This window comes from Caulobacter vibrioides OR37 (assembly GCF_000372645.1).
In the GTDB taxonomy this organism is placed as follows: Bacteria; Pseudomonadota; Alphaproteobacteria; order Caulobacterales; family Caulobacteraceae; genus Caulobacter; species Caulobacter vibrioides_E.
Genome location: NZ_APMP01000001.1, coordinates 573,143 through 591,382 on the forward strand (window position 1 = coordinate 573,143; position 18,240 = coordinate 591,382).

At 68.2% G+C, this 18,240-nt stretch carries 15 protein-coding genes; 8 read left to right on the forward strand and 7 right to left on the reverse strand.

Annotated features, from left to right (window positions below; translation table 11 throughout):
• Window positions 1-217 precede the first annotated feature (217 nt).
• From OR37_RS02600 to OR37_RS02625, 6 genes are read right to left on the reverse strand one after another with little or no spacing between them, the layout of a single operon-like run.
• Window positions 218-1,552, reverse strand: a complete 1,335-nt coding sequence (locus tag OR37_RS02600) for an LLM class flavin-dependent oxidoreductase (RefSeq protein WP_004615616.1) — start codon at window positions 1,550-1,552, stop codon at window positions 218-220.
• A gap of 14 nt (window positions 1,553-1,566) precedes the next feature.
• Window positions 1,567-2,238, reverse strand: coding sequence for a peroxiredoxin-like family protein (locus OR37_RS02605; protein WP_004615617.1), 672 nt, complete (start codon window positions 2,236-2,238; stop codon window positions 1,567-1,569).
• Window positions 2,235-2,633, reverse strand: coding sequence for a 4Fe-4S dicluster domain-containing protein (locus OR37_RS02610; RefSeq protein ID WP_004615618.1), 399 nt, complete (start codon window positions 2,631-2,633; stop codon window positions 2,235-2,237). The genes OR37_RS02605 and OR37_RS02610 overlap by 4 nt, the downstream gene beginning before the upstream one ends.
• Window positions 2,633-4,207, reverse strand: a complete 1,575-nt coding sequence (locus OR37_RS02615) for an FAD-dependent oxidoreductase (RefSeq protein WP_004615620.1) — start codon at window positions 4,205-4,207, stop codon at window positions 2,633-2,635. Before OR37_RS02615 ends, OR37_RS02610 begins: the two co-directional genes overlap by 1 nt.
• The gene (locus OR37_RS02620) at window positions 4,204-5,151 is read right to left on the reverse strand and encodes an ABC transporter substrate-binding protein (RefSeq protein ID WP_004615622.1); all 948 of its coding nucleotides are present in this window, start codon (window positions 5,149-5,151) and stop codon (window positions 4,204-4,206) included. The genes OR37_RS02615 and OR37_RS02620 overlap by 4 nt, the downstream gene beginning before the upstream one ends.
• A 10-nt stretch (window positions 5,152-5,161) precedes the next feature.
• Window positions 5,162-7,792 (reverse strand): TonB-dependent receptor plug domain-containing protein, encoded by a 2,631-nt coding sequence (locus OR37_RS02625; protein ID WP_235046531.1) that lies wholly within the window; start codon window positions 7,790-7,792, stop codon window positions 5,162-5,164.
• A 254-nt stretch (window positions 7,793-8,046) separates the two neighbouring features.
• Between OR37_RS02625 and OR37_RS02630 the strand changes: the two genes are divergently transcribed.
• Window positions 8,047-9,399, forward strand: coding sequence for an FAD/NAD(P)-binding protein (locus tag OR37_RS02630; protein ID WP_004615625.1), 1,353 nt, complete (start codon window positions 8,047-8,049; stop codon window positions 9,397-9,399).
• Here OR37_RS02630 and OR37_RS02635 read toward each other — a convergent pair.
• Window positions 9,396-10,232, reverse strand: coding sequence for a LysR substrate-binding domain-containing protein (locus OR37_RS02635; RefSeq protein WP_004615626.1), 837 nt, complete (start codon window positions 10,230-10,232; stop codon window positions 9,396-9,398). The genes OR37_RS02630 and OR37_RS02635 overlap by 4 nt on opposite strands.
• 211 nt (window positions 10,233-10,443) lie before the next feature.
• Between OR37_RS02635 and OR37_RS02640 the strand changes: the two genes are divergently transcribed.
• The 7 genes from OR37_RS02640 to OR37_RS02670 all read left to right on the forward strand — a co-directional run bounded on the left by OR37_RS02640 (window position 10,444) and on the right by OR37_RS02670 (window position 18,239).
• On the forward strand, window positions 10,444-11,169 hold the full coding sequence (locus OR37_RS02640) for an ABC transporter permease subunit (protein WP_235046532.1): 726 nt from the start codon (window positions 10,444-10,446) through the stop codon (window positions 11,167-11,169).
• A 2-nt stretch (window positions 11,170-11,171) separates the two neighbouring features.
• On the forward strand, window positions 11,172-11,969 hold the full coding sequence (locus OR37_RS02645; protein WP_004615628.1) for an ABC transporter ATP-binding protein: 798 nt from the start codon (window positions 11,172-11,174) through the stop codon (window positions 11,967-11,969).
• Window positions 11,966-13,132 (forward strand): acyl-CoA dehydrogenase family protein, encoded by a 1,167-nt coding sequence (locus OR37_RS02650; protein ID WP_004615629.1) that lies wholly within the window; start codon window positions 11,966-11,968, stop codon window positions 13,130-13,132. Before OR37_RS02645 ends, OR37_RS02650 begins: the two co-directional genes overlap by 4 nt.
• Window positions 13,129-14,079 (forward strand): D-isomer specific 2-hydroxyacid dehydrogenase family protein, encoded by a 951-nt coding sequence (locus tag OR37_RS02655; RefSeq protein ID WP_004615630.1) that lies wholly within the window; start codon window positions 13,129-13,131, stop codon window positions 14,077-14,079. The genes OR37_RS02650 and OR37_RS02655 overlap by 4 nt, the downstream gene beginning before the upstream one ends.
• Window positions 14,080-14,092: 13 nt before the next feature.
• Window positions 14,093-14,935 (forward strand): class II aldolase/adducin family protein, encoded by an 843-nt coding sequence (locus tag OR37_RS02660; RefSeq protein ID WP_004615631.1) that lies wholly within the window; start codon window positions 14,093-14,095, stop codon window positions 14,933-14,935.
• Window positions 14,935-15,933 carry an ABC transporter substrate-binding protein gene (locus tag OR37_RS02665; RefSeq protein ID WP_004615632.1) on the forward strand — a complete coding sequence of 333 codons (999 nt, stop codon included), beginning with the start codon at window positions 14,935-14,937 and terminating at the stop codon, window positions 15,931-15,933. The genes OR37_RS02660 and OR37_RS02665 overlap by 1 nt, the downstream gene beginning before the upstream one ends.
• Window positions 15,934-16,061: 128 nt before the next feature.
• Complete coding sequence (locus OR37_RS02670) at window positions 16,062-18,239, forward strand: TonB-dependent receptor (RefSeq protein ID WP_004615633.1); 2,178 nt, start codon at window positions 16,062-16,064, stop codon at window positions 18,237-18,239.
• Window position 18,240: the final 1 nt, after the last annotated feature.

Here is an 18,240-nt window from a genome sequence, read left to right on the forward strand (position 1 = left end):
TGCTAGACGCTCGCGTCAGGCGACGTGAGGTTCACGGGCGCCGAAGTCGCGCGCACCTTAGGCGTGGCGCGATCAACGCTGTATCGGTCGTTAGACCGGCCGAAGGGAGCGCCGAAGAAGCGTTATAAGAGGACGTCCCTGATGGTTGCGCCGATAACGAGCGCTTAGCATTCTAGGGCCGCGCCAAATCGCGCGGCCCTGAAGCGACCAATTCTAGTCATTCCGCCGCCTGTAGCGCCCTCGAATAACGGTTCACGGGGAAATTCAGGCCCAGGCTCTCGCGGAAGGTCGGGCCCTCATACTCGGTCCGGAAAAGCCCCCTCGCCTGCAGGATCGGCACGACCAGCTCGACGAAAGCCTCGAGCTGACCGGGCAGGCTCTCGAACAGCACGAAGCCGTCGGCGCCGCGCGCCTCGAACCATTGCTGCAGGCTGTCGGCGACCTGCTCGGGAGAACCGACGAAGTGGCCGCGCGGAGTCGCGAACCGCAGGGCTGTCTGGCGCAGGGTCAGCCCCTCAGCCTTCACAGCCTCGACGATCCGATTGACCGAGCTCTGGTTGGAGTTGGCCCCGAACTCGGCGGCTTCCAGCGGGAACGGGCCGTCGAGGTCGTGCTGGCTGAAGTCGTATTCGTTGAACGGCCGCGCCAGCATCGACAGCGCGTTGTCGATCGACACCAGCTCGATAAGCTCCTGATACTTGGCCTCGGCTTCCTCAGCCGTGCGTCCGACAACGGGCCGCGCGGCGGGCAGGACGTTGAGCTGATCCGGATCACGCCCGAACGCCGCCGCGCGGGCCTTGATGTCCTTGTAGTAGGCCTGGGCGGCGTCGAGATCCTCGTGCGAGACGAAGATCGCGTCGGCCCGGCGGGCGGCGAAGGCCTTGCCGTCCTCGGACGCGCCGGCCTGGAAGATCACCGGCTGGCCCTGCGGCGAGCGGCTGATGTTCAGCGGCCCTTTCACCGAGAAGAACTCGCCCTTGTGGTTCAGGGTGTGCAGCTTGGCGGGATCGAAGAACTGGCCGCCCTTCTTGTCGAAGGTCAGGGCGTCGTCCTCCCAGGAGTCCCAAAGCCCCTGCACGACATCGAGATATTCGCCGGCCAGACGATAGCGGACGTCGTGGGCGTAGTGTTTCTCGCGGCTGTAGTTGGCCGCGCTGCCTTCCAGCCACGAGGTGACGACGTTCCAGCCCGCGCGGCCGCCGCTGATGTGGTCGAGCGAGGCGAACTGGCGGGCGACGTTGAACGGCTCGCTGTAGCTGACCGTCAGGGTGCCCACGAGGCCTATGTTGTTCGTCGCGCCCGCCAGGGCCGACAGGATCGTCAGCGGCTCGAAGCGGTTCAGATAGTGCGGGCTGGATTTCTCGGTGATGTAGACGCTGTCGGCCACGAACAGGAAGTCGAACTTGCCGGCCTCGGCCACCTGGGCCTGGCGCTTGTAGAACTGGAAGTTCGTGCTGGCGTTGGGCTGGGCGTCCGGATGACGCCAGTCTCCCCAGCCGGGGCCGACGCCGTGCAGGATGAAGCCGAGTTTCAATTGACGCTGAGCGGTCATGACAAATCTCCGATCTATTCGGCGGGAACCAGGGTGATGTCGCGGACGGCCTCCAGCACGGGCTCGGCCTCGGTGCGGACCAGCCAGTCGGGGCTGACGTCGACGAAGCGGACGACGCGCTCATGGTCGATGATGACGACGGCTGGTTGGGGCAGCTCCCAGGTCCCCGTGCCCGTGGTCTCGCCGATGAAGGCGCCCTTGGCGCGTTGGGCCGACTGGCTGGCCTCGTCGGCGGTGTAGAGAATGCCAAACCGGCGACCGAGGGCGTTGCCCAGGTCGGAGGCGACCTTGAAGCTCAGGCCATGGCGGATCTTAATGTCCACGAGCCGCTCGGGGACCTGCGGACTAACCGCCACGAGCGTCGCGCCCAGGTCGCGAAGGCCCGGCGCCAGGCGCTCTTCGTAGTACGGCAGCGCGATGTTGCAGGCCGGACACCCGGCGAAGCGGAAGAACACCAGCACCGCCGGGCCGCGCTCCAGCAGCCGCTCCAGCGACAGGTCGCCGCCTTCGACGTCCTTCAGGACGAAGGACTCAAGACGCTGGCCGACCTGGACCCAGCGCGCGGCATCGGCGGTCTCCACCAGAGTGCGCCTCTGATCGACATTGATCTTCAGGGCGGCCGGATCCCAGGTGCGCTCGCGTTCGGCGTGGAGATCGGCCAGGCGCTCCTTCAGGCTCTTGCTCATCGGATATCCTCGTGGCGAGCGGTGTTGGAGGGGTTTTGGGCGGCGGCGGTTTCGATCGCCAGCAGGCGAGCGCGCTCGAAGATCGCCCCCATCCGCCAGTGTTGGTTGGTGTGGGTGGCGGCGTGCTCGCCCCAGCCGTGGTCGCGGCGGAAAGCGCCCATCTGGCCGGAGGCCAAGGCCTGCTCGGCGGTCACGCCAATCACCCGATCGACCTCGGGCCAGACGAACAGGGCGTCGGCTGGGCAGTAGAGTTCGCACAGCAGGCAGGTCTGGCAGTCGGCTTGATGGGCGATCACCGCCTTGCCGCCCTCTCCCACCCGCAGCACGTCGCTGGGGCAGGCCTCCACGCAATCGCCGCAGCCGGTGCAGCGGTCTTCGACGATGACCTCTATCATCAAGCGACCTCCGCTTGAGCCGGCGGCGTCTCGAAGCGTGTGAAGACGCGGTCGAGGCCTTGCGCCCGCTGGCGACTGGCCAGGCGCGCGTCGGGCGCCGGCGCGTCCTCGCGGCGGTGCATTCCTCGGCTTTCGCGGCGGGCCAGGGCCGCCGCCTTGCTCCAACGTCCGGCCGCCACCAAGGCGGCGGCCTCCCGAAGGCGCAGCGCCGCCCTCCCCTTCGCCTGGCCATGATCGGATAGTTCACGCCAGACGCCGTCCAAGCGCTCCAAGGAAGCCGTGAGCGCCTCGCCGCGTCGGAAGATGTTCTTGTCGTAGGCGTTGAGCTCCTCGCGCACCGCCTGGATCGCGCCGGCGGCGTCAAAGTCGCCGGCCTTGCGACGGGGTGAGAGGCCGGCCTGTCCCGTCGCGATCACCAGGGCGTCGGCGCGAGCTCCGAGCGCCCTTGCGCGCCTGGCCGCCGCCGCGCCCGCCCATTGGCCGGACGACAGCGCCCAGGAAGAGTTGACCGCGCCCCCGCCGGAGATGGCGCCGGTGACGAGCTCGCGGCTGGCGGCGTCGCCGGCGACATAGAGGCCGGAAACCGCTGTCTGGCAGTCCTGGTCGTCGACCCGGAGCCCGCCGATCCCGCGCACGGTGCCTTCGGCGTGCAGAGTAACCTCGAAGCGGTCGCGATAGGCGTCGATCCCCATGCGGTCGAACGGCAGGACGAAGTTCGGCTGCACCTGGGGCATGATCGCCCGGATGTCTTCGGGCACGCGATCCAGCCGGCAGAAGAGCGGCCCCCTCAGCAGCGCTCGCGCCAGGTGCGGCGTGACGTCCGGTCCGTTCGGAATGTCGAGTTCGTTGTCGTCGGCGTCGAACCAGCGGGCGAAGCTGTAGGCCATCGAGCGGGCCATGTTCGTGCCGGCGACGGATGGGGTGTAGTAGTTCGAGAGCTCCATTCCGGAGAGGTCGGCGCCCGCCTCCGCCCCCATCAGCAAGCCATCGCCGGTGTTGGTCGCCGCGCCCAGCAGGCGGGATGCGAAGGCGACTCCGCCGGTCGCGATGACCACGGCGCCCGCGCGAATGGTCCAGGGTGTCTCGCCGCGTAGTGAGAGCCCCGTGGCTCCGGCGATCGAGCCATCGCCATGCCGCAGCAGCTGCAACGCCGGGTGGTGGTCCAGAATGCGAGCCCCGGACGCCAAGGCGTAGGCGCGCATCGCCGCCATGTACTCGGGCCCGCGCAGAGCGCGATGCTGGACCTGGCCCGCCTCGTCGGTCGAGAAATCGTAGTAGGCCGAAAGCTTGGGCAGGCTGGTCCAGGTCAGATCGAGGATGCGTCGCATCCACTCGGGGTCGCCCAGCCCCAAGGCGCGCTGCACACGGTCGGCGACGGCCGCCTCGCGCCGCTCGGGCGGGACCCACCAGTGGCCGGGACCGGCGGTGGCGGTGACGCCGCTAGTCCCGCAATAGCCCTTGTCGACCAGGACGACGTCCGCGCCAGCTTGAGCCGCCGCCACGGCCGCCCAGGCGCCAGCAAGGCCGCCGCCGATCACCAGAACGTCCGTCGCGAGAGACAGGGGCTCGCTCATGACAGCGTCCCGTTGAACGAGGCGTCGAACGCGCCGGCGGGATCGCGCGCGCCGCTGATCGCCCCGCCCGCGCGGAAGCGGTCGAGCACCGCTCTGGATTCGGCGACCGAGGCCTCGCCGATCGGCGTCGGCAGCAGGCGGTAGTTGCGCACCGTGTAGAGGGCGATCTCCTCCGACAGCCCTGTCTCGCGCGACAGCACCTTGGCGAAGGCCTCCGGATTAGCGGCCGCCCAGCGACGAGCCTTGGCCAGGCGTCGCAGAAAATCCTCGACCTGCGGACGCTTGTCGGCGATGGCCCGCTCGCTGGCTGCCTCATAGCCGAAGCCGCTGATCACGCCCGTCCCATCGGCCAGGATCCGGGCCGCGTCATGCAACCTGGCCAGGGCGATGTAAGAGCCCCAGGTGACCCAAGCGTCGATCGATCCCGCCGTGAACGCGGCCTTGGCGTCGCCGGGCGTCAGATAGACCAGCGTCACGTCGGCGGGCTTGAGCCCGGCGTTCTCCAGCACCCGCAGGAGCAGATAGTGGCCGATGGAGCCGCGCCCCGTGGCGATCTTGCGCCCTTTGAGATCGGCGGGGGTTGCGATCGGCGAGTCCTTGCGGACCAGGATCGCCGTTCCGGCGCCCCCGCTTTGTCCCGCCTGCACGGCCTTGATCTTAGCGCCGCCCGCATAGGCGAAGAGGAACGGCGCGTCGCCGGCTTCGCCGAGATCGATCGCGCCGGCCGACAAAGCTTCGAGAAGCGGCGCCGCGGCGGGGAATTCGCTCCACTCGACGCGGTAGGTCGCGCCCTCCAACGCGCCCGACGCGAGCAGGATCGCCTTGGCGCCGCCGCGCTGGCTGCCGACCTTCAGGACCGGCTGGCCGCTACCCTTGGCGCACGCCGCGAGCGAGGCGGCGAGCCCCCCGAGGGCGAGACCGGCGATGAGCTGACGTCTGTCCATCGCGCCCTCCTCAGAACCGCTGAGTCAGGCGGGCGTAGTAGTAGCCGCCGGTGATGCCGAAGGGCGAGAAGGTCCCGAACTGCCCTGTCCCCTGGTCGGTGTTGATGATCCCGATCTTGTCGGGATGCTTGTCGAACAGGTTGTTGGCGCCGATGGCGATATTGGTCGCCTCTCGGACCTGCCAGCCGATATCGAGGTCGGTGATCCACTTCGGACTGAAGGTGCGGTCCAGGCTCGCCGAGGTTCCCGCCTCGGTGTAGCGGCCGTAGCGGGTGTTGCGCAGGCCGACATTCCAGGCGCCACGCAGCCATTGGGCCCCAAGAATGATCTTCTCTCGCGGCGTGCCGACGGTCAGGTCGGCGATCTTCTGGCGGTCGAACAGGACGAGGTTCGGATTGACCGCCTTGAGCACCGCCGGCGTCGCCTTCAACTTGGTGATCTTGGTCTTGTTGAAGGCGTAGGCCGCGTTGAGATTCAGGCGACCGAGCTCGCCCAGATTGACGCCATATTCGGCGACGAAATCGGTCCCGGTGGTGCGGGTCGAGACGGCGTTGGTGTAGTAGGTCGCCGTCAGGCCTTGCGGGAACCTGGCCAGCAGCGGCGCCAGATCCGCGCGCGACGCCAGCTGGGTGACCGAAAGGTCGAGATTGCTTGTGTCGACGATCCGGTCGTCGATGTCGATCTGATACGAGTCCAGCGTCAGCCGAAGGCCCGCGAACGGCTCGGCGGTCAGGCCGAAGCTATAGTTGGTCGACGTCTCCGGCTTCAGCGGCTCGGCGCCCAGGGCCTTCGCCTCGACGCTGTCGGTGCGTAGCACCTTGGTCGGGAAGGTCAGGTACTCTCCGGGCGTGCACGGCGCGCCACGGAAGATGTTGTTGGGCGCGGCGGCGCAGAGGCTGCCGTTGATCGTCGAGGTCGCGAAGATGGTCTGGCCCAGCGACGGCGCGCGAAAGCCGTTGCTGACCGTGGCGCGCACGGCGTAGCCGGGCAGGAACTCCCAACGCGTCGTCAGCTTGCCGCTGGTCGTGTCGCCCACGCCCTTGCCGTAGCGCTCGTAGCGTCCGGCGACGCCGACGTACCAGGTCCTGGTCAGGTTGGTCCCGAGATCGACATAGGCCGCGCCGCTGTTGCGGCTGGCCGAGCCGGCGTCCTCGGGCGCCGTGCCGGCGTAGGAGGCCAGGCCTGGGTTCGGCCGGAGGCCCGCGAACGGCTGGCCGGCGGGGATCACGTAATTTCCGACGATGTAAGAGGCCTCGTCCCCGGCCTCGATCAGGAACCGCTCATAGCGGTGCTCAAGGCCCCAGGAGACCTGCAGCGGATTCTTCAGCCAACCGGTGATCTCGCGCGTTACATCGAGATTGTTGGTCCACTGCCGGAACTCGTGGGTTGAGAGATGGAAGTAGGTCGGGCTGGACGGTCCCAGCGTGGCGTTCAGCGTGTTCTCGCCGTCGAGCTGCGCGTGGTCCTGAGCCAGGGTGGTCGACAGGTCCCAGTCCCAGCCCGCCGTCTCGCCCCGCGCGCCGAAGCTGCTCTGGAAATCCAGTTCGAAGATCCGGCGCAGCGCGTTGAAACCGTCGGGATAGACCTCCGGCAGCGAGTTGCGGTTCAGCGGCCGTCCCGCCGTGACGCCCGTGACCGGCGCGAGGTTCGGCAGGAAGCTGCCGGTATTTTTCTTGGACGACCGATGGCTGAGCGTCCCGGAGGCGTAGAGCTTGAGATCCCGCCACGGCAGTTCGGCGTTGTAGGACGCCGCCAGGATGTCCTCCTCGCCCGGCCCATAGCTCCTGCCCCAGAAGTAGCGGTCGGCCGTGGCGTCGCGCGGATCGGGCGTCACCGTGGTCACGCCGTTCACGGTGCTGACCGTGGGCTGGTAGATGTACTGGGCGCGCGAGGGGACGGACCGGCTGGCGGCCTCGTTGTTCTTCCAGTTCAAGGCCAGATGCAGGAAGCCGCCGTTGTCGCCCAGCGGCCGTCCCCAGTTCAGCGTCGCCGATCGAGTGTCGCCATCGCCGAGATAGTTCTGCCCGCCGGTGTAGCTGAACGAGCGCTCGTCGACGTCGTCCTTGAGGATGATGTTCACGACGCCAGCGATCGCGTCCGAGCCGTACTGCGCCGAGGCGCCGTCGCGCAGCACCTCGATCCGCGCGATGGCCGAGGCCGGAATGAAGTCGAGATCGACCGGAACACCGCCGCGCCCCACGCGCGCCAGATTGTTGATCAGCGCCGTGGTGTGGCGGCGCTTGCCGTTGACCAGGAACAGAGCCTGGTCGCCGTTCAGGCCGCGCAGGGTGATGGCGCGCACCGTCCACGAGGTGCCGCCGCCATTGACGCCCGGCAGGTTGAACGACGGGATCAGGGTGTTGAGCACCTCCTTCAGCCCGACCTTGCCGGTGGTCAGCAACTGCTCGCCCCCGATGACGTCGACCGGCGCCGGGCTGTCGGCGACCGTGCGGCGAGCGCCGCGCACGCCGGTGACGATCACGCCCTCGACGGCGTTGGCGCCCTCGGAGTCCGCGACCGCGGCCGGAGCCGCCGCCGTGGTTTCGGCAGCTTGGCCGGGTCCCGCGATGGCGGCGACCGAGGCGCAGGCCAAAAGCGCGGCGCGCCATCGAGACGTGTTGAAGCGTTCAGGCAAGATCAAAGAACTATCCCCCACCCGCTCCCGCGGGCGTTCCATGGTCATCGGCGTTCGGCTCCGCCCCTTGGAGCGTCGACACGGCGACCATGGCGCGGGGCGGCCAACCTCGCGATGGAGTATTTCTCTGAGCAAAATCAGAGTTTTATATATCTTTTGTCATCATAAGACGCTTGAGGCGCGCGCATATCCGCGAAGGCGACTTGTCTTGGGCGAGGCGATCGCGCACAAAATCCCAGTAAATTTATAGAGTTTCGATCATGGACCGCTCTCCAACGCCGATCATCGCCGTCGTCGGGGCGGGCTTCAGCGGGGTCATGACCACCCTCAACCTGCTGGCGCGAAGCCGCGCGGCGAAGGTTCTGCTTTTCGAAAAGCGCGCGCCCGTGGGTCTCGGCGCCGCCTATTCGACCCACAATCCGAGCCACAAGCTGAATGTGCGGGCGGGCAATATGAGCGCTTGGCCCGATCGCCCGGATCACTTCGTGACCTGGCTTGCCGGTCAGGGCCTGGACGTCGGTCCCGGCGGCTTCGCCAGTCGCGCCGACTATGGCCGCTATCTTCAGGCGCAGATCGCGGAGATCGCCGAAGGCCCCGAAGGCCTGGGTCGCCTCGTCGTCAATCCGGATGCGATCGTCGGCGTCGCGCCTTCAGGGCAAGGCTGGCGGCTGACCACGGCCCTTGGCCGGCGCTACGACGCGGACGCGGTGATCCTGGCTTTGGGCAATCCGCCGCCCTCGCGGCCGCAAGGCGTCGATGAGGCCGTCGCCGCGTCAGAAGCCTATATCGCCGACCCCTGGCGATGGCGCGCCAGCGAATTGCCGGAAGGCTCGGTCATGCTGATCGGCACGGGCCTGACCATGGTCGATGTCGCCCTGTCGCTGGACGACGCCCAGCCGGGCCGTCCGATGCTGGCCTTGTCGCGGCGAGGCCTGGCGCCGCTGCGCCACAAGGGCGCGCCGAGCCCCTGCCCCGCGCCGCCGAGCGACCTGTCGCCGGTGGCGCTGATAACCTGGCTGAAGCACGCCGCGCGCGAGCGCGGTTGGCGCACGGCGGTCGACGCCGTCCGCCCCGTGACCCAGGCGTTGTGGCGAAGCTGGTCATCGCGCCGCCGGCAGGCGTTTCTGCGCCATGCCCGACCCTTCTGGGACATCCACCGACACCGCCTGGCTCCGGAGGTCGCCGACCGCATCGACGCCATGCTGGCCAGCGGCCAACTGGTGATCGCCGCCGGCAAGATCCGTGAAATGCGCGTCGACGCCGACGGCCATGCGATCTGCAAGTACCGCGCGCGGGGCGGCAAGACGGGCTACGCCTTTCGGGCCGTCCGGGTGATCAACTGCACGGGGCCCACCGGCGATATCCTCGCCGCCAGCGATGACCTGGTGCGCGATCTCGTCCGGCAAGGCCTGGCGCGCCCCGACCCGCTGGGACTTGGGTTCGATCTGGACGACGACAATCGCCTGCGAGACGCCACGGGCCAGCCTAGCGCGCGCCTCTTCGCCGTGGGTCCCTCGACCCGCGCGGCCCATTGGGAGATCATCGCCGTGCCGGACATCCGGGGACAGGCGGCCGCGGTCGCGCAGACCGTTCTCGCCGATCTCGACCGCTAAAGCGCCAGGGCGGCGGCGTGAACCAGCTGGGCCAGCTTGTCGATGGCCGAATGGGGCGAGGCGTTGACCCGCTGGACGTAGGCGACATCGGGCAGCGGCGGCAGGCGATTGCCGGCCAGTGGCGTTCGCTCGGGCAAGAACAGCGCGGTGCGGCAGGTCACGGCCAGACCCGCCTGCACCGCCGCCCGGAGGGCCGACAGGCTGGGCGTCTCCATCGCCACGCGATAGGGCCGGCCATCCCGCTCGAGCGCGGCCAAGGCCGCGTCGCGGAACCGGCAGGGCGTCTCCAGAATGGCGATCGGCAGCACGGCGCTTTCGGCCAGCGCGGCCTCGCCATGCCAGACCATCGGCGTCACCTGGACCGCGCGGGGGTCATCGGCCGCCCCCATGCAGAGCACGACGTCGAGACGATCGGCCTCGAGCAGCCCGAGCAGCTCGGGCGAGCCGGCCACGCGGACATGCAGTTGCGTATCGGGATTGAGGCTGGCGAACCTGGCCAGCACGCCCGACAGCAGGGTTTCGGCGAAGTCCTGCACCAGGCCCACGCGCGCCGGGCCCGCCAAAGCGTCGCCGGTCAGCGCCACGACGGCCTTATCGTTCAGAGCCAGGATTTCACGGGCACGGGGCAATAGCGCCTGACCGGCCGGCGTCAGGATCAGCCGCCGCCCTTCTCGGTGGAAGAGCGGCGTCAGCACCGTCTCCTCAAGCCGTTTCATCTGCAGGCTGAGCGCCGACTGGGTGACGAACACCTTTTCGGTCGCGCGCAGCATCGAGCCGGAGTCGACGATCGCGACGAAGCTTCGCAGCAATTCGGTCGGCAGGTTGGTGACCATCCGCGCCCTCTTGAGATTTGCTAATAAGACCCGTGAGGATAAGTCTATTGATCGAGTAGGAATTAGGCGTCCTTCTTTGGACCCGCGACGAACACGTCGCAACGGTTTCCAGCGAAGGACAGACCCAGTGTCTCTGGCGACGACCTACAGAATTTCTGAAGCCAGGCCATGGCGGTGGCCAAGCCTGTCGCGCGCCCGCTGGCTTTCGCCCGTGGCCCTTTTGCTCTTGTGGGAGCTCGGAGCGCGGATCGGCGTGATCCCGCCGCGCATCCTCGCCGCGCCCTCCACTGTCCTGGAGACTTTCTGGAGCCTGACCGCGTCCGGCGAGCTCCCCAGGAACCTCGCCGTCTCTCTGGCGCGGGCGGGCGCGGGTCTGTCGATCGCGCTCGTCGTCGCCGTGACGCTGGGCCTGGTCTCGGGCCTTTCCCGCTGGGGCGAGACGCTGGTCGACCCGGTGATGCAGATCAACCGGACCATTCCGGTCCTGGCTCTGACGCCGCTGTTCATCGTCTGGTTCGGCATCGGCGAGACGCCCAAGATCGCTCTGATCGCGGTCTCCGCCACCTTCCCTCTGTACCTCAACCTCTTTTCCGGCATCCGCGGGGTCGACGTGCGGTTGGTGGAGGCGGCGCGCAGCTTTGGCCTTCGGGGCTGGAGCCTGGTGCGGGAAGTGATCCTGCCCGGCGCCCTGCCCTCGTTCTTCGTCGGCCTGCGCTACGCCCTGGGCGTCTCGGTGCTGGTGCTGGTGATCTCCGAGCAGATCAACGCTCAAGCGGGCCTTGGCTACCTCGTCAACAACGCCCGCGACTTCATGCGCACCGACATCATCGTCGTGTGCCTCGTCGTCTACGCCCTGCTCGGCCTCGGCGCCGACACCCTCGTTCGCACGCTGGAGCGCAAGGCGCTGGCGTGGCGTCCTAGCCTCGTGGAGCAATGACCATGGCCGCCCTTCAGCCGCGCCTTCGCTCGACCGCCGCCGCGTCTGGCGTCGAGCCGGCGGTTCGCCTGCGCAACTTCATGCGCCGCTTCGGCGACAATACCGTCATCGATGGCCTGAACCTGTCGATCGCGCCCGGCGAGTTCGTCGCCCTGCTCGGCGCCAGCGGCTCGGGTAAGACCACCTTGCTGCGCACGCTGGCGGGCCTGGACGCCGTCGGCGACCAGGACGTCCACACGCCGGATGCGCGCGCCGTGGTCTTCCAGGACGCGCGGCTGCTGCCGTGGAAGAAGGTCTGGCGTAACGTCGCGCTCGGCCTCTCGGGCGGGAATGTCCGGTCCCGGGCCGAGGCGGCCTTGAAGGAGGTGGGCCTCGGCCACCGCCTGGACGCTTGGCCCGCCACTCTGTCCGGCGGCGAGGCCCAGCGCACGGCCCTGGCGCGGGCCCTGGTCCGCGAACCCGGTCTCCTGCTGCTCGACGAGCCCTTCGCGGCACTCGACGCCCTGACCCGCCTGAAGATGCACGACCTCGTCCTGTCGCTCTGGCGCGAGCATAGCCCGGCCGTTCTGCTCGTCACCCATGATGTGGACGAAGCCGTCGCCTTGGCCGACCGCGTTCTGGTGCTCGACAAGGGCCGGATCGCCGCCGAGGAGCAGATCACGCTGGAGCGTCCACGCGCGCCGGACGCTCGCTTTCAGGCGATCCGACGGCGCCTGCTGGGGCATCTGGGCGTCGAGGCCGCGCCGACCCAGGGCGAGGGACATCTGGTCGCCTTCCCCACCGGCGAGGTGGTGCTGTGAACGCGCCGGTCCGCCGCTTCGAACCGCAGGCCAGCCTGCCAGACCTCGACGCTATCCTGCCCGAGCTCACCCGAGCCTTCGCCGCCACGGCCGCCCTGCATGATCGCGAGGCCAGCTTTCCGGCCGAGAACTTCAGGCTGCTTCACGAGGCCGGCCTCCTGGCCCTGACGGCGCCAGCGCGGCTCGGCGGACTGGAAGCAGACCTGCCGACCGCCTTGAAGGTCGTCTCGGCGGTGGCGCGCGGCGAGCCGGCCACGGCGTTGGTCCTGGTCATGCAGTACCTGTTCCATGCCTCGGTCGAAGGCCGCTCGGGCTGGCCCGAGCACCTCAAGAAACGCGTGATCGACGAGGCCATCGAGCACGGCGCCCTGATCAACGCCCTGCGCGTCGAGCCCGACCTGGGCACGCCCGCCCGCGGCGGCTTGCCGGCGACGATCGCCCGCCGCACGCCAGAGGGCTGGCGGATCAGCGGACGCAAGATCTACTCGACCGGTTCGACCAACCTGACCTGGTTCGTGGTCTGGGCGCGCAGCGACGACGCCGAGCCGCTGGTCGGCGGCTGGCTGGTCCGCGCCGATACGCCGGGGGTGGTGATCGAGGAGACCTGGGACCACCTGGGTCTTCGCGCCAGCGCCAGCCATGACGTGGTGTTCGAGGACGTCCTGGTCCCGCTGGACCACGCTCTGGACCCGCAACCGCTGGGCGCGCCGCCGCCCTACCCGGCCAGCTTCGCGGCGTGGTCGTCCGTGCTGACCTCGGCCATATACGACGCGGTGGCGCGCGCGGCGCGCGACTGGCTGGTCGCCTTCCTGATCGAGCGCAAGCCGGCCAACCTCGGCGCTTCGCTCTCGACCCTGCCGCGCTTCCAGGAAGCCGTCGGCGAGATCGACGGCCTGCTGCTGTCCAACCGCGTCCTGCTCGACACCGCCGCGCGCGGCGAGGTCGGCGGCGTGGAGGCCAGCCTGGTCAAGCACCTGGTCACCGAGAACGCGATCACGGTCGTCGAAAAAGCGCTGAAGCTGACCGGCAATCCGGGCCTGACCCGCGCCAACCCGCTGGAGCGGCACCATCGCGACGTGCTGTGCGGTCGGGTCCATACGCCCCAGGCCGACGTCGTCCTGACCAGCGCCGGTCGGGCCGCCTTCGCGAGCGTCGCGACATGAGCCGCATCGTCGTCGCCAGCCAGTTGCCGGAGGTGTTCAACAGCGTCTTCGCCCAGCACGTGGCGGACGCCGACATCGTGGCGGTGCCGCCTGGCCTGACCGCGCCCTTGCCGCCGAAGGCCAAGGTGCTGGTCGCCGCGCCGTTCCGAAAGGCGGGCGGGACCCTGCCCGACCAACCGCCGCCGGGCTGGCCGTTCGACGTGCGCTGGGTGCAACTGGTCTCGGTCGGCATAGACTTCTATCCGCCTTGGCTGTTCGAAGGGCCGGTGGTCACCTCGGCGCGCGGCTCGTCCGCAATCGCCCTGGCCGAGTTCGCCCTGGCCGCCATCCTGGCGGAGGCCAAGCGCCTGCCCGACATCTGGATCGACACCGCCGAGCGCTGGGCGCCGCAACAGCTGAAGCTGGTCTCGGGCTCGACCCTGGGTCTGGTCGGCTTCGGCGCGATTGGCGAGGCCCTGGCGCCGCGCGCCCAGGCGCTGGGGATCAAGGTGCTGGCGGTCCGCCGCTCCGACGCGGCGATCCCCGTCCCTGGCGTGGAGCGCGTCGCGGATCTCAAGACCCTGTTCGAGCGCAGCGATCACGTCGTGCTGGCCGCCCCCGCGACGCCGCAGACCGAGCGGATCGTCAACCGCGACCTCCTGCTTCACGCCAAGCCCGGCCTGCATCTGATCAACATCGCCCGCGGCGCGCTGATCGATGACGAGGCCCTGCTGTCGGCGCTGAACGACGGTCGCGTCGCTCGCGCCAGCTTGGACGTGACCCATCCCGAGCCGCTGCCGGAAGGCCATCCCTTCTACGGCCATCCTCGAGTTCGGCTGTCGCCGCACACCTCGGTGCACACGCCCGACACCCGCATCAATCTGGCGACCCAGTTCGCCGAGAACCTGGCCCGCTTCCGGACCGGCAAGCCCCTGGCGGGCGTCGTCGACCTGTCGCGCGGCTATTGAAGGACATCGCGCCATGACAGCCATCCCGTCGCCCAGGGCCTTCCAGCCCGGCGCGCCGCATCCCGCCAAGATCGAGACGGTGCTGCCCGAGTTCGGCTCGCGCGAGATCCCCCGCCAGCCGACGATCGAAGCAGAGAGGCTCTATCGCAAGCAGCGGCTGGCCGCCTCGTACCGCCTGTTCGGCCGCTACGGCTTCGACATGGGCGGCGCGGGCCACATCACCGCCCGCGATCCCGAGCTGACCGACCACTTCTGGGTCAATCCGTTCGGCGTGCACTTCTCGCGGATCAAGGTCTCGGACCTGATGCTGGTCAGCCATGCGGGCGAGATCGTCCAGCCGCCCGCCAAGGTCCCCGCCCGCCTGAACCGAGCGGCCTTCGCCATCCACTCCCAGCTGCACGAGGCGCGCCCGGACGTCATCGCCGCCGCTCACTCGCACTCGCTGTATGGCAAGGCCTGGTCGGCGCTGGGCCGTCTGCTGGATCCGTTGACCCAGGACTCGGCCGCCTTCTACGAGGACCACGCCCTGTTCGAGGCGTTCTCCGGCGTCGTGCTCGACACCAGCGAGGGCAAGAAGATCGCCCAGGCCCTGGGCCCGAAGAAAGCGGTGATCCTGCAGAACCACGGCATCCTGACCGTCGGCCAATCGGTCGAGGCCGCCGTGTGGCGCTATCTGGCGCTGGAGAACGCCTGCCAGGCCCAGTTGCTGGCCGAGGCGGCCGGTCCCACCAAGCCGATGCCGCCCGAGGTCGCCAAGCACACGGCCGGTCAGGTCGGTACGGAAGTCGGCGGCTTCTGGGCCTTCCAGCCGTACTGGGAGATCGTCGCCGAAGAAGAGCCGGATCTGTTCGACTGATGGCCGGCTTTTCCCTTTCCCGCCGCGACCTGATGACCGGCGGCCTGTCGATCGCCGGCTTGTCGATCACCGGCCTAACCGCCTGCTCGCCCCGGAAGGACGCCAAGTCTGGCGACCTTTCGAACCTGACGCTGCGCGTGGCGACCTATCGCGGCAATCCCGAGAGCTTCTTCACCGAAGCCGGCGTCGCCGAGCCGCCCTACAAGTTGGCCCGCAGCCAGTTCGCGGGCGGCAACCTGATCGTCGAGGCGATCAATGCGCGGGCGCTCGATTTTGGCGGCATGAGCGAGATCCCACCGATCTTCGTGGCCGGTCATCCGGGCAATCAGGTGCGGATCGTCGGGGTGCTGCGCGGCGACGTGAACAACCAGGTCGTGCTGCTGCCCAAAGGCTCGCCGGTTAAGGACTTCAGCCAGCTCAAGGGCAAGCGCATCGGCTATGTGAAGGCCACGACCTCGCACTACATCCTGCTGCGCCTGCTGGAAAAGGCGGGCCTCGCCTGGAGCGACATCACGCCCGTGGCCCTGTCGCCGCAGGACGGCCTGGCGGCCTTCCAGAGCGGCGCGCTCGACGCCTGGGTCATCTATGGCGTGATCGTCTATCAAGCGCGGGAAGCCGGCGCCCGGGTCCTGACCACGGCCCAAGGAATCCTCTCCGGCAACTATCTGATCGCCGCATCCAAGGACGCGCTGGACGACCCCGCGCGACTGGCCGCGATCGGCGACTATGTCCGCCGTTATCGCAAGGTGTTCGACTGGATCAACGCGGACGGCGTGCGCTGGGCGCGGGTTCGGGCCCAAGCCACGGGCATCAAGCAAGCGTACTACGAGCAGGAATTCCGCGAACGCAGCACCGCTTCGATCCTGGAGCCGATCAGCGACGCGGCGATCGCCTCCCAGCAGGCCGTGGCTGACACCTTCGCCGCCGCGAAGATCATTCCGGCGCGCGTCGAGGTCAAACCGCTATGGGACGACCGCCTCACGTCTTACCTGAAATAGAATGAGAAACTTGAATATAGATCATCAGCATTGACGATTTAAGCAAATCTGTCCGCTCGAGGATTTTATATTCATTGAGGAGCGATCAAGCAGATGCACAATCCCTATTAAATAAATCGGGGATAAATATGCACCATCGCCACCTGCGAAATCTGTTGCTTGTCACCTCCAGCCTGGCCGTGTTCGACGTGGCCGAAGCCGCGGAGCCCACGTCCGCCTTCGACGGCGCGGCGCCCGCCGTCGAGCAGGTGATCGTCACCGCCGAACGGCGCGCGACGGACCTGCAGAAGACCGCCATCGCCATCTCGGCCTTCGGCCAGCAGGTGTTGGCGGATCGCAAGATCGACAACATCCGCGACCTGTCGGGCCAGATCCCGAACCTGTCGATCAGCCGCGTCACGATCAGCCACACCACCCAGACCTACGCCCTGCGCGGCGTCGGCGAGGCCGATCCGATCCAGGAGCCGGTGCTGGCCGTCTATGTCGACGACGTCTACATCCCGCGCCAGATCGGCTCGATGGTCGAGTTCAACGACCTGGAGCGGATCGAGGTCCTGCGCGGCCCGCAAGGCACGCTCTATGGCCGCAACTCCAGCGCCGGCGCTCTTCGCGTCATCACCCGCGATCCGGGCCAGACCCCGCGCGCCAAGGCCGAGGTGGGCCTGGGCGACTACGGCGCGGTCGATGTCCGCGCGCTGATCGAGGGGCCGCTGGTCCAGGACAAGCTCGCCGGCAGCTTCTCGTACATCCACCACAAGCGCGACGGCGTCACCTTCGACCCGACGCTGAACCACGACGTCAACCGCATCGATCTCGACGCCTTCCGGGCCAAGCTGCGCTGGACGCCGACTGACCGGCTGGACGCCCTGCTGACGGTGAACGCCCTGCGCGACCGCAGCGACACCCGCGCCTATATCCCCGTCAATCAGCCGGGCGGCGTCTTCCGCAAGGATCGTTCGTATTCCGAAGTCGAGCCCGTCCAGCATCTCGACCAGGCCAGCATCGCGCTGCGCGTGCAGTATGAGCTGACCAACCAGCTGAAGCTCAAGTCGATCAGTTCCTACGGCGGCTTCAACCTCAATCCCGTCGCCTACGATAACGACGGCGAGGCGGCGCTGATCCAGAAGAACCTGATCCACTACAACGACCAGTACGCCACCCAGGAACTGCAGCTGAACGGCGACTTCGGCGCGCTGACCTTCACGAGCGGCCTTTTCTATCTGCACGAACGTTTCTTCGTGCAGCGTGACGGCTACAGCCGCCGCAACGCCCAGGCGACCGATCCGACGGTCACGCCCGGCAACTACAACTTCGCCCGGGCGCACAACATCACCAATACGGACGCCTACGCCGTGTTCGGCGAGGCGACCTGGAAGGCGACCGAACGGCTATCCCTGACCGGCGGCCTGCGCTGGACCAACGAGGAGAAGGCATTCGTCTTCGACAACAAGGGGCTGAACCTGGCGGGCCAGGTCGTGTCGCAGTCGATCAAGGGCAAGGCCGACAAGATCTGGTCGGCGATCACGCCCAAGGTCTCGGCGCAGTTCCAGTGGACGCCAGACATCCTGCAGTACGTCAGCTATTCGCAGGGCTTCAAGTCGGGCGGCTTCGACAATCGCGCCACGCGCCTCGACCTGGCCACCCTGCCCTTCTCGCCGGAGCACGTGACCACCTACGAGACGGGTCTGAAGAGCCAGCTCTTCGACCAGCGCCTGCGGGCGAACCTCGCGGCCTTCTACAACGACTATCAGGACCTGCAGGTCTCGTTCTACGACCCGGCCTATGTCGGCAGCCGCCGGGGCAACGCCGGCAAGGCCCACACCTATGGCGTCGAGCTCGAGACCGACGCGCGCCCGACCGAGCGCCTGGGCGCTCAGTTCAGCGTCGGATGGCTTTACGCGATCTATGACGACTACAAGGGCGCCGGCGGCGCGGGCGTCAACGCAGACGGCAATCGCCTTTTGAACTCGCCGCGCTGGAGCGTCTCGGGCGGCCTGACCTACGATCCGGCGCTCGACATTCCGGGCTCACTGCGTCTTGGCCTCAACGCCCAATGGCAGAGCGGCATCGTCACCAGCGCCACGCCGGCCGCCGGCGGCCAGAACAACATACCCGCGCAAGGCTTCCTGAACGGCGTGGCGACCTGGACCACGCCCGACCCGCGCTGGGCCGTCAGTCTTTCGGTGCGGAACATCCTCAATTCCCAGAAGGCCGTGAGCTCCACCTACACGCCGTCCACCGGGATCTACTACCTCAACTTCCCGGATCCTCGGACCTACCTCGTCACCCTCAAATACGCGCTGTGAT